Source organism: Frigidibacter sp. SD6-1, from assembly GCF_030143255.1.
Classification (GTDB): domain Bacteria; phylum Pseudomonadota; class Alphaproteobacteria; order Rhodobacterales; family Rhodobacteraceae; genus TMP-24.
In genome coordinates this window covers 823,615-839,521 of the sequence record NZ_JARJNR010000001.1, presented here as the reverse complement: position 1 = coordinate 839,521, position 15,907 = coordinate 823,615, and the positions used below count along the sequence as shown (strand labels likewise).

At 68.2% G+C, this 15,907-nt stretch carries 18 protein-coding genes; 9 read left to right on the top strand and 9 right to left on the bottom strand.

The annotated features are described in order from the left end of the window. Positions 1–13: 13 nt before the first annotated feature. The 4 genes from gatA to P0645_RS04035 all read right to left on the bottom strand — a co-directional run bounded on the left by gatA (position 14) and on the right by P0645_RS04035 (position 2,797). Positions 14–1,501: an Asp-tRNA(Asn)/Glu-tRNA(Gln) amidotransferase subunit GatA gene (gene gatA, locus P0645_RS04050; RefSeq protein WP_284163271.1), complete on the bottom strand. Its 1,488-nt coding sequence runs from the start codon at positions 1,499–1,501 to the stop codon at positions 14–16. A gap of 11 nt (positions 1,502–1,512) precedes the next feature. Further along, the gene (gene gatC / locus P0645_RS04045) at positions 1,513–1,800 is read right to left on the bottom strand and encodes an Asp-tRNA(Asn)/Glu-tRNA(Gln) amidotransferase subunit GatC (RefSeq protein ID WP_284163270.1); all 288 of its coding nucleotides are present in this window, start codon (positions 1,798–1,800) and stop codon (positions 1,513–1,515) included. 87 nt (positions 1,801–1,887) lie between these two features. Beyond that, positions 1,888–2,256, bottom strand: coding sequence for a DUF6768 family protein (locus P0645_RS04040; protein WP_284163269.1), 369 nt, complete (start codon positions 2,254–2,256; stop codon positions 1,888–1,890). After that, on the bottom strand, positions 2,240–2,797 hold the full coding sequence (locus P0645_RS04035; protein ID WP_284163268.1) for an RNA polymerase sigma factor: 558 nt from the start codon (positions 2,795–2,797) through the stop codon (positions 2,240–2,242). The genes P0645_RS04040 and P0645_RS04035 overlap by 17 nt, the downstream gene beginning before the upstream one ends. A gap of 104 nt (positions 2,798–2,901) precedes the next feature. Here P0645_RS04035 and P0645_RS04030 point away from each other — a divergent pair, with 104 nt between their 5' ends. After that, positions 2,902–3,606 (top strand): metal-dependent hydrolase, encoded by a 705-nt coding sequence (locus P0645_RS04030; protein ID WP_284163267.1) that lies wholly within the window; start codon positions 2,902–2,904, stop codon positions 3,604–3,606. 101 nt (positions 3,607–3,707) lie between these two features. Here P0645_RS04030 and P0645_RS04025 read toward each other — a convergent pair whose 3' ends face one another. Further along, positions 3,708–3,938 (bottom strand): hypothetical protein, encoded by a 231-nt coding sequence (locus P0645_RS04025; RefSeq protein ID WP_284163266.1) that lies wholly within the window; start codon positions 3,936–3,938, stop codon positions 3,708–3,710. 400 nt (positions 3,939–4,338) lie between these two features. Beyond that, positions 4,339–4,791, bottom strand: a complete 453-nt coding sequence (locus P0645_RS04020) for a nucleoside deaminase (protein WP_284163265.1) — start codon at positions 4,789–4,791, stop codon at positions 4,339–4,341. Between the two features lie 119 nt (positions 4,792–4,910). Between P0645_RS04020 and P0645_RS19290 the strand changes: the two genes are divergently transcribed. The 4 genes from P0645_RS19290 (at position 4,911) to P0645_RS04000 (ending at position 9,980) form a co-directional block, all read left to right on the top strand. After that, entirely contained in the window at positions 4,911–6,581 is a 1,671-nt protein-coding gene (locus P0645_RS19290) for a pseudouridine synthase (protein WP_349775068.1), read from the top strand. A gap of 255 nt (positions 6,582–6,836) precedes the next feature. After that, positions 6,837–7,655 (top strand): DUF2927 domain-containing protein, encoded by an 819-nt coding sequence (locus tag P0645_RS04010; RefSeq protein WP_284163264.1) that lies wholly within the window; start codon positions 6,837–6,839, stop codon positions 7,653–7,655. Between the two features lie 24 nt (positions 7,656–7,679). Further along, positions 7,680–8,816 (top strand): SPFH domain-containing protein, encoded by a 1,137-nt coding sequence (locus tag P0645_RS04005; RefSeq protein WP_284163263.1) that lies wholly within the window; start codon positions 7,680–7,682, stop codon positions 8,814–8,816. Between the two features lie 3 nt (positions 8,817–8,819). After that, positions 8,820–9,980: a primosomal protein N' (replication factor Y) - superfamily II helicase gene (locus tag P0645_RS04000; protein WP_284163262.1), complete on the top strand. Its 1,161-nt coding sequence runs from the start codon at positions 8,820–8,822 to the stop codon at positions 9,978–9,980. A 2-nt stretch (positions 9,981–9,982) separates the two neighbouring features. Here the strand turns inward: P0645_RS04000 and P0645_RS03995 are convergent, their stop codons facing one another. After that, the gene (locus tag P0645_RS03995) at positions 9,983–10,411 is read right to left on the bottom strand and encodes an Hsp20/alpha crystallin family protein (protein WP_284163261.1); all 429 of its coding nucleotides are present in this window, start codon (positions 10,409–10,411) and stop codon (positions 9,983–9,985) included. Between the two features lie 185 nt (positions 10,412–10,596). On the opposite strand from P0645_RS03995, the gene P0645_RS03990 reads away from it, so the two are divergent. Continuing rightward, the gene (locus tag P0645_RS03990; RefSeq protein ID WP_284163260.1) at positions 10,597–11,523 is read left to right on the top strand and encodes a carbohydrate kinase family protein; all 927 of its coding nucleotides are present in this window, start codon (positions 10,597–10,599) and stop codon (positions 11,521–11,523) included. After that, positions 11,520–11,957: a D-aminoacyl-tRNA deacylase gene (gene dtd, locus P0645_RS03985; protein WP_284163259.1), complete on the top strand. Its 438-nt coding sequence runs from the start codon at positions 11,520–11,522 to the stop codon at positions 11,955–11,957. Before P0645_RS03990 ends, dtd begins: the two co-directional genes overlap by 4 nt. Before the next feature lie 84 nt (positions 11,958–12,041). On the opposite strand, the gene P0645_RS03980 is transcribed toward dtd, so the two are convergent. Next, positions 12,042–12,968 carry a DMT family transporter gene (locus P0645_RS03980; protein ID WP_284163258.1) on the bottom strand — a complete coding sequence of 309 codons (927 nt, stop codon included), beginning with the start codon at positions 12,966–12,968 and terminating at the stop codon, positions 12,042–12,044. A 3-nt stretch (positions 12,969–12,971) separates the two neighbouring features. Then, positions 12,972–13,769, bottom strand: coding sequence for a crotonase/enoyl-CoA hydratase family protein (locus tag P0645_RS03975; protein ID WP_284163257.1), 798 nt, complete (start codon positions 13,767–13,769; stop codon positions 12,972–12,974). 139 nt (positions 13,770–13,908) lie between these two features. On the opposite strand from P0645_RS03975, the gene P0645_RS03970 reads away from it, so the two are divergent. Together P0645_RS03970 and P0645_RS03965 are read left to right on the top strand one after the other, a co-directional pair. Next, a complete protein-coding gene (locus P0645_RS03970) occupies positions 13,909–15,045 on the top strand; it encodes an aminotransferase class V-fold PLP-dependent enzyme (RefSeq protein ID WP_284163256.1) in 1,137 nt (378 codons plus the stop codon). A gap of 334 nt (positions 15,046–15,379) precedes the next feature. Further along, positions 15,380–15,841, top strand: a complete 462-nt coding sequence (locus tag P0645_RS03965; RefSeq protein ID WP_284163255.1) for a hypothetical protein — start codon at positions 15,380–15,382, stop codon at positions 15,839–15,841. Positions 15,842–15,907: the final 66 nt, after the last annotated feature.

Sequence of the window (15,907 nt, the reverse complement as noted above, 5' to 3'; positions counted from 1 at the left end):
CTTGAAGCGCCCCTTACCACCATTTGCCGGGCTTGGAAACAAAGCCAGCGGCGCGCTCCAGCACATAGGCGTGATTCAGAAGATCGCCCTCTTCCCACGGCCGCCCGATCAGCTGGAGCCCGAGGGGCAAACCCTGCGCATCGAGCCCGGCAGGCACCGCGACGCCGGGAAGACCGGCAAGGTTCACCGTCACCGTGAAGACGTCGTTGAGATACATGGCGACGGGATCGGCATCCGCCATCTCGCCCAGACCGAAGGCGGCCGACGGCGTCGCGGGTGTCAGGATCGCGTCTATCCCGTCGGCGAAGACGGTTTCGAAATCGCGCTTGATCAGGGCGCGCACCTTGCGGGCGCGGTTGTAGTAGGCGTCGTAGAAACCCGCCGACAGCACGTAGGTACCGATCATCACCCGGCGCTGGACCTCGTGGCCGAAGCCCTCGGCGCGGGTCTTTTCATACATTTCGGTGATGCCGTCGCCCTGGGCGAGCTTCGCCCGGTGGCCGTAACGCACGCCGTCATAACGGGCGAGGTTCGAGGAGGCCTCGGCAGGCGCCACCACATAATAGGCAGGCAGCGCGTATTTGGTGTGCGGCAGCGAGATATCGACGATCTCGGCGCCTGCGTCCTTCATCATCGCGGTGCCGTCGGCCCAGAGCTTTTCGATCTCTTCCGGCATCCCGTCCATGCGGTATTCGCGGGGGATGCCGATCTTCTTGCCGCGAATGTCTCCGGTCAGCGCCGCTTCGAAATCCGGCACCGCCAGATCGGCTGAGGTCGAATCCTTCGGGTCATGCCCGGACATCGCCTGCAGCATGATCGCCGCGTCGCGGACCGTTTTGGTCATCGGCCCGGCCTGATCGAGCGAGGAGGCGAAGGCGACGATGCCCCAGCGCGAGACGCGGCCATAGGTCGGCTTGATCCCGGTGATGCCGGTGAAGGCGGCGGGCTGGCGGATCGAGCCGCCGGTGTCGGTGCCGGTCGCGGCAAGGCAGAGATCGGCGGCGACGGCGGCCGCCGACCCGCCCGACGAGCCGCCCGGCGTCAGCGCGACGTTCGAGCCCTGACGGCGCCAGGGGTTGACGGCGTTGCCATAGCAGGAGGTCTCGTTCGACGAGCCCATGGCGAATTCGTCCATGTTCAGCTTGCCGAGCATCACCGCGCCCGCGTCGAAAAGCTTCGCCGTCACAGTCGATTCATATTCGGGCTTGAAGCCTGCGAGGATATTCGAGGCCGCCTGCGAGGGCACGCCCTTGGTGCAGAACAGATCCTTGATGCCCAGGGGAATGCCGCACATTGCGGGCGCCTCGCCCGCCTTCAGCCGCGCATCCGCCGCCCGCGCCTGATCGAGCGCGAGCGTGGGCGTCTTGTGGACGAAGGCATTCAGCCCGTCGGCCGCGTCGATGGCGGTCAGGCAGGCCATGGTCAGGTCGGTCGCGCTGGTTTCGCCCTTGCGCAGCGCGTCGCGGGCCTCGGCGATGGTCAGATTGTTCAATTCGCTCATCGTCCCCCCCCTCACTCGACCACTTTCGGCACCGCGAAGAAGCCTTCGCGGGCATCGGGTGCGTTCTTCAGGACCTGCGCCTGGATACCCCCGTCCGTCACCTCATCGACCCGGCGCTTCAGCCGCATCGGCGTGACCGAGGTCATCGGCTCCACGCCGGTTACATCCACCTCGTTCAGCTGCTCCATGAAGGCCAGAACCGCCGAAAGCTCACCGGCGAGCGCGGGCAGGTCTTCCTCCCTGACCGCGATCCGCGCCAGATGCGCCACTTTCCGCGCCGTGTCCTTGTCGATCGACATGGGGCAAACTCCATCCGTTCCTGATAGGCTTTCGACTGCGCGCGGGTTTAGCCGCCCCCGCCCGAAGCTGCAAGCGGTGGAAGGGGCTCAGTGCCGCGCAAGGCCTTCCAGCGCACGCAGCGCGCGCAGGATGCGGTTGGCCTGCATCATCGGCAGAAGCGCCATCTTCACCACGGTCGCGAGGATGAGGAGCGTGGCCCCCGAAAGCCCCCATTTCAGGGCGGCAAGCAGGTCGGTCTCGCGAAAGAAATGCCAGCCGCACCAGACGGCGGCGAGGAACATCGCGATCTGGGATGCCATGGTCACGGCGGCGACCCAGCCGTTGCGCCCGGAAAAGAGGCCGAATGCCTCGGCGACGAAGGGCCTTTCCTCGAACTCGGCCGTCAAGGCGCGATCCTCCTCGCCCAGAAGCTCGGTCATCCGCGCCTCGTTGGCGCGATCATGTTCCTTGGTCATCATCTTCTCCTTCCAGAAGGGCGCGCAGACGGGTCCGCGCGGCATGCAGGCGGGACTTCACCGTCCCGACCGGTATGTGAAGCGCCTGAGCGAGCTCGACGAGCGTGAGCCCGTCGAGCGTGGCAAGCGCCAGAAGCGCCCGATCCTGCGCAGGCAAGCGGGCAAGGATGGTCTTGACATGGGCGGCTTCCGCCTGAACCGCAGGGGCGGTGCGCGGCGCCAGCACTGCAAGATCGGCGGCGACCGCCCTGCCCGTCTGCCTGCGCCGGACCGCACGCGCGGCGGCGCGGGTGGTGATCGCATAGGCCCAGGGCAGAAAGGCGAGATCGTCCCGGAGGCCGGGAAGCCCGCGCCAGATTTCCGCCCAGGCCTCCTGCAGGATATCGCGGGCGCCCTCGGCATCGTCGGACAGACGCCGCGCATGGGCGTAAAGCCGGGGCGCGCGGCGGCGCACCAGATCGTCGAACGCTGCCCGCTCGCCGCCGCGCCAGGCGGCGATATCAAGCGCATCGCGCAATCTTTCCTTGCCGGGCCCGTCCATTCTTGCTCCTTTGCAGATAAGGTGGGCAGGACCCGCGCAAAAGTTCACTGGCCAGGCCAAAAATACTTGATGCCCGACGGCGAGACGCGATCAGGGAGTGCGACATGAACATCATCTGGCTTGGCCATTCCGGTTTCCGCATCGAGATCGAGGGCGCAGTGCTGCTCATCGACCCCTGGCTGACCGGCAATCCGATGTTCCCCGAGGCGCGGCGGGCAGAGGCGGTCGCGGGGGCGACCCATCTCCTCGTGACGCATGGACACGGCGATCATGCCGCGAATGCGCTGTCGATCGCGAGGGAGGGCAACATCCCGATCGCCTGCATCCACGAACTGTCGGAATGGTTCGAGCGTCAGGGGGCGCCGGCGATCGGCTTCGGCAAGGGCGGCACCGTCGATGTGGGCGGCGCGAAAGTGACGATGGTCAATGCGAGCCATTCCTCCTCTGTCGATTTCAAGGGCGGCGATCCGGTGCCCGCCGGGTCCGAGACCGGCTTCATGATCGCGGGCGAAGGCCACACGATCTATGTCTCGGGCGATACCGACATCATGGCCGACATGGGCTGGATGGGCGAATATCACGCGCCCGACATCGGCATCCTCGCCTGCGGCGGCCATTATACGATGGACATGAGGCGCGCGGCCTGGGTGGCGCGGAAATATTTCAACTTCCGCACCGTGATACCGTGCCATTACCGCACCTTCCCGCTGCTCGCCCAGTCGGCGGAGGAGCTGGTCGCGGGCCTGCCCGGCGTCGAGGTCATCGAACCCGAGGTGCTGGCGCCGATCCGCATCCCTGCGAACATCTGACCGCCGGACGCAGGCGCGACGGCGGGGCCAAATTTCTTCGGGAAGAAATTTGGCTCCACCCTATCGCATCCAGCCCGGCGGCGCGCGGCCGCGCGGGCGGATCACAGCCGAAGCTCCCAGTATTTCGGGGCGCGCACGTCAGGCTCCAGCCCGATGTCGCGCTGCAGATGCGCGTTCAGCTCGTAATTCATCCGGCGCGCCACCCTGCGGTCGCGGGCCAGGATGGCGCCGACGACGGCGCCGAGCGTACGCCAGACACCATATTCGGCGATGAGACCGTCGATGACGGCGAAGGGCGGCCGTTCGTTAGGGGCAATGAATTGTGCGTTCATGGATCTGTCCAGGCCGGTCTGGCACTGGTCCTCTGGTGTAGGGTCAATGGATGGACCGGAAAGCGCGCGTGCGAAGACGCGAAGCTACCGGGCCGGGGGCGTTAGAGGTTGGGTGGTAAAGGTGACGGCCGGGTCGGTTCCGGTGCCGTCGCTGGCGCCTTAGCCGCGGCGCGAGCCCTGTGCGGCGCTGAGGGTTACCCCGTCGGCGCAATAGGCTCCGGTCTGCTCCCAAAGGCGCGTATGGATCAGAAATGCATTCATCTCGCGCCTCCTTCTCTTTGAGCTGCGACCTGCGTGCACAATACACGGAATCACAACGCTACAAAGCACGGGATTGTACCTTGCGCATGCGGCCGATTGTATGTGCCCGAACCGCCACAATCCCGCGGCGACCGCCCTGTCAACGGCGATGGGCGAAAAAGTCCGTCAGCATTTGTCCGGCCTCGGCGCCTGCGATCCCGTCATAGACCTCGGGCCGGTGATGGCACTGCGGATGATCGAAGACCCGCGCGCCCTGGGCGACGCCGCCCGACTTGGGATCGGACGCCCCGTAGTAAAGCCTGCGTATCCGCGCGAAGGAAATCGCCGCCGCGCACATCGGACAGGGTTCGAGCGTGACGTAGAGGTCGTGACCCTCCAGCCGCTCGCTGCCTGCAGCCGCGCAGGCGGCACGCAGCGCCAGCATCTCGGCATGCGCCGTCGGATCGCTCAGTTCGCGCGTGCGGTTGCCTGCCGCCGCCACGACCCGCCCGCCCGGCGCCACCACGACCGCGCCCACCGGCACCTCGCCGCGCCCGGCCGCCGCCCGCGCCTCGGCCAGCGCCGCCTCCATCTGACTGCGAAAATCGCTCATGCCCCCTGATGCCCCGCGCGGCCCGCGCAATCAAGGCCTGCCGATCAAGCCTTCACGGGGGGGCAAAAGCCCTGTATGGGGGCGCTTTCCTCGTTGCCCCCCGAACGATAGAGTAGGCCATGACCGACAGACCCGAAACCGGCGACCGGATCGCCAAAGTCATGGCCCGCGCCGGCGTCGCCTCGCGCCGCGATGCCGAACGGCTGATCGTCGAGGGCCGGGTATCGGTCAACGGCAAGAAGGTCACCTCGCCCGCGCTCGACGTCCTGCCGGGCGACCGGGTGACGCTCGACGGCAAGCCGATCGACGCGCCGCAACCCGCGCGGGTCTGGCTTTACTACAAGCCGCTCGGTCTTGTGACCTCCGAGAAGGACGAAAAGGGCCGCCAGACCGTGTTCGAAAGCCTGCCCGACGGCATGCCGCGGGTAATGTCGGTCGGCCGCCTCGACCTCAATTCCGAGGGGCTGCTGCTGCTGACGAACGACGGCGAGCTGAAGCGGAAGCTGGAACTGCCCTCGACCGGCTGGCTCAGGAAATACCGGGTGCGGGTGAACGGGCGGCCGAACGAGGCCACTTTCGATCCGCTGAAGCGCGGCATCACCATTGACGGCGAGGAATTCCAGCCGATGGAAATCCATCTCGACCGCCAGCAGGGGGCGAATGCCTGGCTGACGGTCGGCCTGCGCGAGGGCAAGAACCGCGAGGTCCGCCGGGCGATGGCCGAGGTGGGCCTGACGGTGAACCGGCTGATCCGGGTCAGCTACGGCCCGTTCCGGCTGAACGAGATGAAGCCGGGCGAGGTGATCGAGGTGAAAGCGCGGGTCCTGCGCGACCAACTCGGCGAGAAGCCCGCCCGGCCAGAGGATGAAGAGGCCGGACGCGGACGCGGCGAGCGGGCTGCCCGCAAGCCGGGCGCGGGCCCGCACGGGCGCAGCGAGCGGCCGGGTGGTCGCGGACCGGCGCGGCGCGACGATCGCGGCGGCGACCGTGGTGGAGACCGTGGCGGGGACAGGCCCGAGCGCCGGGAATTCGGCGCCGCGCGTGGCGAGGGTGACCGCAAGCCAAGGGGCGCTTTTGCTGAAGGCGGCCCGCGCAAGTCCTTCGGCCGCCCTGCCGAAGGGTTCGCGCCACGCGGCCCCAGACAGGCGTCTTCCGAAGGGGCAGCGGGTGAGCGCACGGACAGGCCGCGCAAGCCCCGCCATGGCTCCGGGCCCGGTGCCGATCGGGGTGCGGATCGGGGTGCAGATCGGGGTCACGGTGCTGGCGAACGTCGCGGCGGCCCGAAGGGCGACCGCCCGCCGCGCAAGGCCGGGGCGCGCGACGGCGACAGACCTGCCCGCAGTTTCGGCGGCCGCCGCGAGGATCGCGACAGCAAGCCCGGTGGACGTGGTGACCACAAGGGCCAAGGCGAGCGCAAGAGTTTTGGCGGACCGAACCGCAGCGGCGGAAAAGGCCCCGCGCGCGACGGCGCCGCAGGCGAGCGCCCGTCGCGTGGTCCGAGGGGCGAAGGCAAATTCGGCGACCGGGCAGGCGGCGCCTCGGGCGGGCGCGGCGGCGCGGGGCGGTCCTTCGGTGACCGCGCGGCGCCCCGTGGAAAACCTTCTGCCAAGGCGGGCGACAAGGCTGGCGACCGTCCCCGGGGCGAGGGGCGCGGCTTTGCCAGCGGCGGCAAGCCGAAGGCAGCCGGCAAGGGCGGCAGCGGTGGCGGTTTCAGGTCGGGCGGCGGAGCAGACCGGCCTGCGCGTGGCCCAAGACCGAAACCCGGTGGCGACAAGCCCCGGAAGGGCTGATCGCACCTAATCCTACCCGCGGAGCGGCTTGGCCTTGGCCATCCGGCGTGGCAGAGTGCGCCCGCAGAATGAGGCGGGCGAAGAAGGCGGGCGCTTGGGGTGGGGCATCAGGTGACAGGGCTTGGGTCAGGAACCTTTCGTGGGCTCTTTGCCGTCTTGTGCACGGCGCTCGCGCTTGGCGGATGCGACCTGCCGGAACCGGGCGCGGCGCCCCCCGCCCCGGCTCTGACGGACAGTCCGCCGCCCGATCCCACCGTGACCCCGCTCGACGACGAAACGCGAATCGCCACCGCCTATTACGCGCGGATCGAGGCGGGCTATCTGTCGCGGGGTCAGCTGCGTACCGATGGCGGCGGGGCGGACACGCCCTTCACCGCCACGGACCTCGCCCGCAATGTCGTGGCCATCGCCTTCCATGACGAATTTTCCGAAACCGGCGGCAGGCTGGTCGCCAGCAACCGCGAGAACCGTCTGCACCGCTGGGCGCAGCCGATCCGGCTGGCGGTCGAGTTCGGCGCCTCGGTGCCGCTCGACCAGCGCCGCGCCGACCGCTCGGCGATCCAGAGCTATATCGCGCGGCTCTCGCGGCTGAGCGGGCTGCCGATCCGGCTGGTCGCCGACCGGCCGAACTTCCTCGTCCTGATCGAAAATCCGCCCGAACGGCGCGCGCTCGGCGCCCGCATCCGCGTCTTTCGGCCCGGCACGTCCGAGGCGGCGATCCGGTCGGTCGTCGCCATGGCGCCCACCACCTACTGCACCGCCTTCAGCTATACCGCTGGCGACAGCGGGCGCTATGACCGCGCGCTTGCCGTGATCCGCGGCGAGTTGCCCGACCTGATGCGCCAGGCCTGCATCGAGGAGGAGATCGCCCAGGCGCTTGGCCTCGTGAACGACAGCCCGCGCGCGCGGCCCTCGATCTTCAACGACGATCAGGAATTCGCCACGCTCACGCGGCAGGACGAGCTGATGATCCGGCTGCTTTATGATGCGCGCCTCAGGCCCGGAATTTCTCTCGACGAGGCCCGCCCCCTCATCGACATCATTGCAGCCGAGCTTCATCCCGGCGACAGTTAGGCCTGACCTTTCAGGGAGAGTGACATGGGTATTCTCGATTTCCTCACCGGCGAATTCATCGACGTCATCCACTGGACCGACGAGACGCGCGACACGATGGTCTGGCGGTTCGAGCGCTATGACCACGCGATCAAGTACGGCGCGAAGCTGACCGTGCGCGAAGGCCAGGCCGCGGTCTTCGTCCATGAGGGTCAGATCGCCGATGTCTTCCGCCCGGGGCTTTACGAGCTGGAGACCAACAACCTGCCGATCCTGACGACGCTGCAGCACTGGGACCACGGCTTTTCCTCGCCCTTCAAGTCCGAGATCTACTTCGTCAACACCACCCGCTTCACCGACCAGAAATGGGGCACGAAGAATCCGATCATCGTGCGTGACCCGGAGTTCGGCCCGACCCGGATCAGGGCCTTCGGCACCTATGTGATGAAAGTGGCCGATCCGAGCCTGTTCCTGAAGGAAATCGTCGGCACCGATGGCGAGTTCACCGCCGACGAGATCAGTTTTCAGATCCGCAATATCATCGTGCAGGATTTCTCGCGGATGATCGCGGGTTCGGGCATTCCGCTTCTGGACATGGCGGCCAATACCGAGATGCTGGGCAAGCTGGTCGCAAAGGGCATTACCCCCGCGGTGTCTACCTATGGCCTTGAAATCCCTGAATTCTATATCGAGAATATCTCGCTGCCCGAGGCGGTGGAGGCGGTGCTCGACAAGCGGACCTCGATGGGGATCGTCGGCGATCTGAACCGTTTCACCCAATATGCGGCCGCCGATGCGCTGGGCCAGCCCGGTGGGGCGGCGGGTGGTGCCATGGGCGCAGCGATCGGGGCCGGCATGGGTGCGGGCATGGGGATGAACATGGGTGCGCAGATCGGGCCATGGGGCGCGGCGCCCGCTCAGGCGGCACCGCCGCCCCTGCCCCCGGCGGCCGAAATCGTGTGGCATCTGGCCGAAGGCGGACAGGCGACCGGCCCCTATGGCCGCGCCCATCTGGCGCGGCTGGTGTCGGAAGGAAGGTTCAGCCGTGAAAGCCTGGTCTGGACGCCCGGTCAGGACGGCTGGAAACCGGCGGGCGACATCCCCGACCTCGCGCGGCTTTTCACCGTGCAGCCGCCGCCCCTGCCCTCCACGCCGTCGGTGCTGCCCGAACCCGAGAAGTGACGGATGGAAAGCGAAGGCAAGGCGGGGTCTGAGGCCGACCGGCGCTTCCCCTGCCCGAGTTGCGGCGCGGACCTCAGGTTCCAGCCCGGCGAGGGGCGGCTCCTCTGCGACCATTGCGGCCATACCGAGGCGCTGGCCTCGCCGCCCGCCGCGTCGGGCGCCATCCCTGAAACGGCCTTCCGGCGCGGGATCGAGGCGGAACTGCCCGCCGCCGAGACCGAGGAAAAACGCCTGTCGCACTGCCCGAACTGCGGGGCCGACATTGCCTTCGACCCCGGCCTTCATGCGATGGAATGCCCGTTCTGCGCGACGCCGGTCGTGGCCGACCCGGGCACACGGCGGCAGATCAGGCCGAAGGGGGTTGCGCCTTTCCTCGTCACGCAAGACGAGGCGCATCAGGCGATGAGCCGCTGGCTCGGCTCCCTGTGGTTCGCGCCCTCGGGGCTTGTCGACTATGCTCGCAAGGGCCGCAGGCTCGAAGGGATATACCTGCCCTTCTGGACCTTCGATGCCCGGACCCGGTCGGATTACACCGGGCGGAGGGGCACGGTCTACTACACCGAACGCCCGGTGACGGTGCGCGATCAGGCCGGACGGACGCGCACCGAGATGCGCCGCGAACAGCAGATCCGCTGGATGCCGGTTTCGGGCCGGGTGGCGCGCGACTTCGACGATGTTCTGGTCGCCGCCTCGCGGTCGATGCCCGCAAGCCATGGCGCGGCGCTCGCGCCCTGGGACCTCACGCGGCTTGAACCCTACCAGCCGGAATATCTGGCGGGGTTCCGGTCAGAGACCTATTCGGTGACGCTCGACGAGGGAATGGACGAGGCGCGCGCGGTGATGGACCGGACGATCGAACGTGACATCCGCTTCGACATCGGCGGCGACCGGCAACAGATTACCTCAGTGGATACAGAGGTTTCCGGCGTGACCTTCAAGCATGTCCTCTTGCCCGCCTGGACCGCCGCCTACCGGTTCCGCGGCAGAAGCTTCAGCTTTGTCGTGAACGCCCAGACCGGCAAGGTCAGCGGCGACCGGCCCTGGTCGGGCGTAAAGATCGCCGCTGCGGTCGGTCTTCTGGCGCTGGTCATCGGCGCGGGCCTGTGGATCGGTCAGGACCCGGACCGGGCGCTTGCGACGCTGCGCGGGCTGATCGGGCGCTGACCTCAGCCCTTGCCGATCGGCACCTTCCGGACCTTTGCCGCCTCAGGTGCCGCGCGCGGGACCGTCAAAGTCAGGACCCCGTCCTTCAGCGCCGCCGACAGATGGCTGCCGTCCGCATCGGGCGGCAGGCGGAACGAGCGCGAGAAGCTGCCGAACTGGCGCTCGCTGAAATACCAGGTCTCGCCCTTCTCCTCGCGGCTCGTGCGCTTTTCGCCCCTGACGCTGATCACGCCGTCATCGACGGTGACCTCGATGTCCTTCTCCTCGACCCCCGGCAGCTCCAGCGCGATCCGGTAGAGCTTGTCATCGGACGAGGCCTCGGACGCGGGCGCCACCCATTCGGCGATCTTGGCGCCGAACTGGCGGAAGGGCTCGTAGAAAGAGGGCCAGAATCCGCCCGACAGGCCCGGCAGGGATGCTTTTTCGACCATGATGGCCTCCTCTCATTGTGGAAACCGCATCTTACCTCATGCCAACCGAGGGCGCCTTGACCTGCGTCAACGCTCCCGGCACGGGGTCGCGGTGGTTTCTGTTGCGGGGTGCGGGTGACGCCGCTATGAGGACGCTGTTACCGCGAACATCGGGCGTGAGCGGTCGGAGCAGATCGGGGGACGCGATGATCCTGTGCAATGGCGAGGCGCTGATCGACATGCTGCCGCGCGAAACCGCGGCCGGAGAGGCGGCCTTCGCCCCGCATGCGGGCGGCGCGGTCTTCAACACCGCCATCGCCCTCGGCCGCCTCGGCGCGCCTGCAGGTTTCTTCTCGGGCGTCTCGACCGATCTTTTCGGCAGGCAGCTTGAAGAGGTGCTGACCGCGTCAAAGGTCGATTGCACGCTTCTCGCCCGCAGCGACCGGCCGACGACGCTGGCTTTCGTCACGCTGAAGGACGGCCAGGCGAGTTATGCCTTCTATGATGAAGGCACCGCCGGCCGGATGCTGGGCGCCAGCGACCTGCCTGCGCTGCCCGCCCAGGTCACCGCGCTGTTCTTCGGCGGCATCAGCCTGGTGTCGGAACCCTGCGGCAGCAGCTATGAGGCGCTGACGCTGCGCGAGGCGCCCGGGCGGGTCACGATGATCGACCCCAATATCCGACCCGGCTTCATCAGGGACGAGGCGGCCTACCGGGCGCGGATCGGCCGCATGCGCGCCGTCGCGGATATCGTGAAGCTTTCGGACGAAGACCTGCGCTGGCTGTATGGCGATGTGGGTATTGCCGCCGGGGCGCAGAAGGTGCTGGAGGATGGCGCAAAACTTGTCCTCGTCACCGAGGGCGCGCAGGGGGCGCATGGCGTCACGCGCGGTGGATCGGTCTTCGTCCCGGCGCGAAAGGTCGAGGTCGCCGATACGGTCGGCGCGGGCGATACGTTCAATGCCGGAGTGCTGGCCGCGCTTCAGGCTGCGGGGCTTCTGAGCAAGGCGGCGCTTTCGCGCCTGACGGAGACAGAGGTCCGCGCGGCGCTCGACCTTGGGGTCCGGGCGGCGGCGGTCACGGTCTCGCGCCCCGGCGCCAACCCGCCCTGGGCGGCGGAGCTTCTGCCGTGAGGGCGCTGGTCCAGCGGGTCAGCGAGGCTCGGGTGACGGTCGCCGGGCGAGAGACCGGGGCGATCGGCGCGGGGCTCCTGGTCCTTGTCTGCGCTATGGCGGGCGATGACGCGGCGCGGGCCGAGGCGCTCGCGGCGAAGATAGCCAAACTCAGGATCTTCAAGGATGAGGACGGTCGGATGAACCGTTCTCTGCTCGACACGGGCGGGTCAGCGCTGGTGGTGAGCCAGTTCACCCTCGCCGCCGACACGTCGCGCGGCAACCGGCCGGGGTTTTCGGCGGCAGCGGCGCCGGATGTGGGCGAGGGGCTCTACGAGCATTTCTCGGCCGCGCTCCGCGCGCAGGGCATCGGGGTCGCCAATGGCGCGTTTGGCGCCGACATGGATGTGAGCCTGGTCAATCAGGGGCCGGTGACGATCTGGCTCGAGGTCTGAAGGGGGCGCTCATCGTGCGCCTTCGGCTTCTCTTCGCTAGGGCTGCCGGGCGAGGAGCGACGCAGTCGACGACGAGCCGCCCCCTCAGGGCGTCATCGACCGGCGCTGGCGCGCCCGTTCCAGCCCGAGCTGGCGCTCGCGCCAGATGATCAGGATGCCCGCAAGGATCACCAGTGCCGCGCCGCCGATCACGGCGGGCGTCGGAACCTCGCCAAAGCCGACATAGCCGATGGCGAGCGCAAGGAGCATCGAGGCATAATCGAAGGGCGCGACGACCGAGGCATCGGCGGACCGGTAGGCCGAGGTCAGCAGGATCTGCCCCACCCCGCCCAGAAGGCCGCAGGCAATGAGGATCGCGGCCGTCGCCGCGTCCGGCCGGACCCAGCCGAAGGGCAGGGTCACCAGCGAGAGGATCGCGGCATTCATCGAGAAATAGAAAACGATCGCGCTTGTCGTCTCGCTCGCCACCAGCTTGCGGATGAAGACCTGCGCGAGCGCGGCAAAGACCGCGCCCGTCAGCACCACGACGGCGCCAAGCGCCTCGCGCGCGCCGAGCCCGCCCGCCTCCATCGCCGTCAGGCGCGGCGAGAGGATGACGAGCACGCCAAGAAGCCCGAGCGCCACGGTCAGGATGCGGAAGGCCCGCACCTCCTCGCCCAGAAACATCGCGGCGAAGACCACCGTCAGGATCGGCGCGGCATAGCCGATCGCCGTCACCTCGGGCAGCGGCAGAAGGCCGTAGCCCGCGAAGCTGAAGACCATGGCGGCGGTCCCCGCGAGGCCGCGCCAGAGATGGCCGACATAGCTGTCGGTCCGAAGCCCCGCGCCGAGGCTGCGGGTGGCCGCCAGCCAGACGAGGATCACCGGCATCGCGAAGGCCGAGCGGAAGAAGACCACCTCGCCCGCGGGCACCCGGTCGGCCACCAGCTTGATCAGCGTCGCCATCGTCATGAAGACGACGACCGAGGCAAGCTTCATCGCGATGCCGCGCAGCGGGCCGTGCAGCACCATCGCCTATTCGGGCCGGACGCGCGCGGCGGTCTTGTTGGCGAAGGCTTCAAGCCGCCCGCGCGCCGCCTTCTGGGTATTGACCACGCCCGCGACCACCGCCTCGGCATAGGCCGCGTCGAGGGCCGACATGTTCTGCATATGGCTGATCGCCGAGCAGATGGCGAAGTTCGTCAGCGGCGGGTGGCCGGCGGCGATGCGGGCCAGTTCCATCGCCTTGGCCTCGCTGTCCTCGACGAGATATTGCGCAAGCCCGACCGAGACCGCCTCTTCGCCCTTGTAGATGCGTCCCGTCAGCATCATGTCGATCATCCGTGCCTTGCCGACGAGGTCGGCCACCCGGATCGTGGCGCCGCCCCCCGTGAAGAGGCCGCGCTGGCCCTCGGGCAGGGCGAAATAGGTGGACGCGTCGGCCACGCGGATATGGGCGGCCGAGGCCAGCTCCAGCCCGCCACCGACGACGGCGCCCCTCAGAGCGGCAATGACCGGCACGCCGCCATATTCCATCTTGTTGAACGCTTCGTGCCAGCGCAGGCACAAGTGCATGAAATCGGCTGGTTCCCGGTCTTCCTTGAAATGTTCGACAAGGTCGAGACCTGCGCAGAAATGCGGCCCCTCGGCCCTCAGCACCACGACCTTCACGCCCGCACGCGGCAGCGCGGTGAAGAGGCTGACCAGTTCCTCGACCGTCGCGCTGTCGAGCGCGTTGCGCTTGTCCGGCCGGTTCAGCGCGACGGTCGCGATGGCGTCGTCATCGACCGTGACTGCGAGGTTCTCAAGCTTCAGGGAATCGGGAAAACGCATCGTCACATCCTTTCGTCGGGCGGAGACTGCCAGAGGCCGAAGGCAAAGGCCATGCCCCGGCCGGAAAGTTGACGCGGGGGGTCTTTCAAGCTTGAAACACCCTGCGGCGAAGGGCAATCTACGGTCCGAGAGGTACCCCATGACAGACCAATCCGACGGATCGCGCTATTTCCTCTATCACTCGATCGGCCAGTATCCGGGCAAGGCAGCAGACCTCGCCCGGTCGATGGCCGAGTTCGCCGGGGTCTGGGGCCGGCCCGACGACGGGCAATGGCCTGCCGTCCTCGGCATCAGACAACGGTTCATCGACCGCTGGCGGGGGATCCTCAAGGCGCCCGAAGGCAGCGTCACGACCGCCGAAAGCGTGACGGCGGCGGTGTCGTCGCTCATCACCGCCCTGCCCCCGGACCGGCTGCGCGGCAAACGGCTGCTGATCGCGGCGGACTGTTTCCCTTCGGTCCATTTCCTGCTTCAGGGTCTTGCCGGACCGATGGGTTTCACGCTGGACACCGTGCCCCTGCGGCAGGGCGCGCACTGGGTCGAGGACGAGGATTTTCTTGCAAGCTGGGACGAGGGCGTGGGGCTCGCGCTTCTGACCTGGATCTCCTCGACCTCGTCGCACCGGATCGCGCTTGAACCGCTTGTCGCGCACGGGCGGCGCATGGGCAGCCTGATCGGCGTCGACATCACGCAAGGGGCAGGCCTTCTGCCGTTCGACGTGAGCGCACCGGAGGTCGATTTCGCGGTCTCGACCAGCCTCAAATGGATGTGCGGCACGCCCGGCGCCGGTGCGCTTTACGTGGCGTCCGCCCTCCTGCCCGACTGCGAGCCCTTGCTGCGCGGCTGGTTCAGCCAGGACGATCCCTTCCGCTGGGACCTCGACCGCTTCGCATTCGCCCCCGACGCGCGCCGTTTCGACCATGGCACGCCGGGCGTGATGGCCGCCGCCGCCTCGCTGCCCGCGCTCGACTGGCATGCGGCGCAGGACGCGCCTGCGCTTCTGGCGCACAACCGGAGCCTGTCCGCCCGAATCCTCGACGGGCTGGATGACCTCGGCCTGACGCTCGCCTCGCCTCGTGCCGAGGATCAGCGCGGCGGCTCGCTGATGGTCCGCCTGCCGGATGGCCGCCCTGCCCCGGCCCTTGTCGACGCGCTGCGCGCGCAGGGCATTCATTGCGACGCGCGCGGGCAGACGCTTCGGCTCTCGCCCGGGGTGATGACCACCGCGGACGGGGTCGCCGCCCTGATCGCCGCCCTCACTGCCGCGCTGCGCTGACGGGGCGGCCGTCGGTCAGCACAGGCACGTTCGCCCTCTGCGTGCAACCTGCCCCGAGGTAAGGTTTTGCAGACTTTTGCAGCTTGCAAAGGTGACCTAACGTCAGTTCAGGCCGTGCGGGGCCCTCGTCATTCGTGTTCCTGCGTCAGACGCGCAGGTGCGGGAGGCCCGGCATGCGAGTGATTGCTAGATTGAAGACCATTTTCAGCCGGTTACGCATCCGCGTTCCGGCACCCGGCGGGATTTTCCCGGCCGCCGGGCCCGTCCGATTGTCCGTCCGTACCGAGTGACCGTGTCCGTCCATTCTCGACCGCTTTTGACGTCAGGATTGCAAATGGCAACACATGCCCTTCTCGACTGGTGCAAGGCCCATGCTGGCGGGCTTCCCGTCACGCTTGCGGCGCGGCCGGGTGCCGACGAGAGCGGCATCACGCTGCGCCTTGTCGCCGCGGCAGAGGCGACGAGCCTCAGTGATCTAGCGGTAAGGCCGCATCGCCTGTGCCTGACCTACCGGATTTCGGTCACCAGCGACGATCCCGCGGTTGCCCATGCGGCGCTGATCGAGCTGATGTTTGCCGCCCTCGCGACCCCGATGCTGGCGATGGCGACGGCGGGCGGGGGCGAGCTTGCGCTGCCCATGGCGCTGGTCTCCGGCCAGGCGGCGATCGCCCGCTATGGCGATTTTGCCGATCCGGCGAGCCTTTACCTTGACGTGACCATCGAACGCGCCCGCCCGGGCCGCACTGCGGGCGTGGTGCAGGAGCCGCCGGTCTTGCGCACCAAGCGGATGAACTGAAAGCCGCCATCCGGGCATGCCGCCCGGGGGCAGAGACGACGCGACCGGGGCATCAGGCCCCTCGAA

What these genes read in the sequence shown, in the direction of transcription:
- P0645_RS04030 (WP_284163267.1), top strand. Translation starts at nt 2,902, where the DNA reads ATGAACATCATCTGGCTTGGCCATTCCGGTTTCCGCATCGAGATCGAG.
- gatA (WP_284163271.1), bottom strand. Translation starts at nt 1,501, where the DNA reads ATGAGCGAATTGAACAATCTGACCATCGCCGAGGCCCGCGACGCGCTG.
- P0645_RS04040 (WP_284163269.1), bottom strand. Translation starts at nt 2,256, where the DNA reads ATGACCAAGGAACATGATCGCGCCAACGAGGCGCGGATGACCGAGCTT.
- gatC (WP_284163270.1), bottom strand. Translation starts at nt 1,800, where the DNA reads ATGTCGATCGACAAGGACACGGCGCGGAAAGTGGCGCATCTGGCGCGG.
- P0645_RS04025 (WP_284163266.1), bottom strand. Translation starts at nt 3,938, where the DNA reads ATGAACGCACAATTCATTGCCCCTAACGAACGGCCGCCCTTCGCCGTC.
- P0645_RS04000 (WP_284163262.1), top strand. Translation starts at nt 8,820, where the DNA reads ATGGAAAGCGAAGGCAAGGCGGGGTCTGAGGCCGACCGGCGCTTCCCC.
- P0645_RS03980 (WP_284163258.1), bottom strand. Translation starts at nt 12,968, where the DNA reads ATGGTGCTGCACGGCCCGCTGCGCGGCATCGCGATGAAGCTTGCCTCG.
- P0645_RS03965 (WP_284163255.1), top strand. Translation starts at nt 15,380, where the DNA reads ATGGCAACACATGCCCTTCTCGACTGGTGCAAGGCCCATGCTGGCGGG.
- P0645_RS03995 (WP_284163261.1), bottom strand. Translation starts at nt 10,411, where the DNA reads ATGGTCGAAAAAGCATCCCTGCCGGGCCTGTCGGGCGGATTCTGGCCC.
- P0645_RS03990 (WP_284163260.1), top strand. Translation starts at nt 10,597, where the DNA reads ATGATCCTGTGCAATGGCGAGGCGCTGATCGACATGCTGCCGCGCGAA.
- P0645_RS03970 (WP_284163256.1), top strand. Translation starts at nt 13,909, where the DNA reads ATGACAGACCAATCCGACGGATCGCGCTATTTCCTCTATCACTCGATC.
- P0645_RS03975 (WP_284163257.1), bottom strand. Translation starts at nt 13,769, where the DNA reads ATGCGTTTTCCCGATTCCCTGAAGCTTGAGAACCTCGCAGTCACGGTC.
- P0645_RS04020 (WP_284163265.1), bottom strand. Translation starts at nt 4,791, where the DNA reads ATGAGCGATTTTCGCAGTCAGATGGAGGCGGCGCTGGCCGAGGCGCGG.
- P0645_RS19290 (WP_349775068.1), top strand. Translation starts at nt 4,911, where the DNA reads ATGACCGACAGACCCGAAACCGGCGACCGGATCGCCAAAGTCATGGCC.
- P0645_RS04035 (WP_284163268.1), bottom strand. Translation starts at nt 2,797, where the DNA reads ATGGACGGGCCCGGCAAGGAAAGATTGCGCGATGCGCTTGATATCGCC.
- P0645_RS04005 (WP_284163263.1), top strand. Translation starts at nt 7,680, where the DNA reads ATGGGTATTCTCGATTTCCTCACCGGCGAATTCATCGACGTCATCCAC.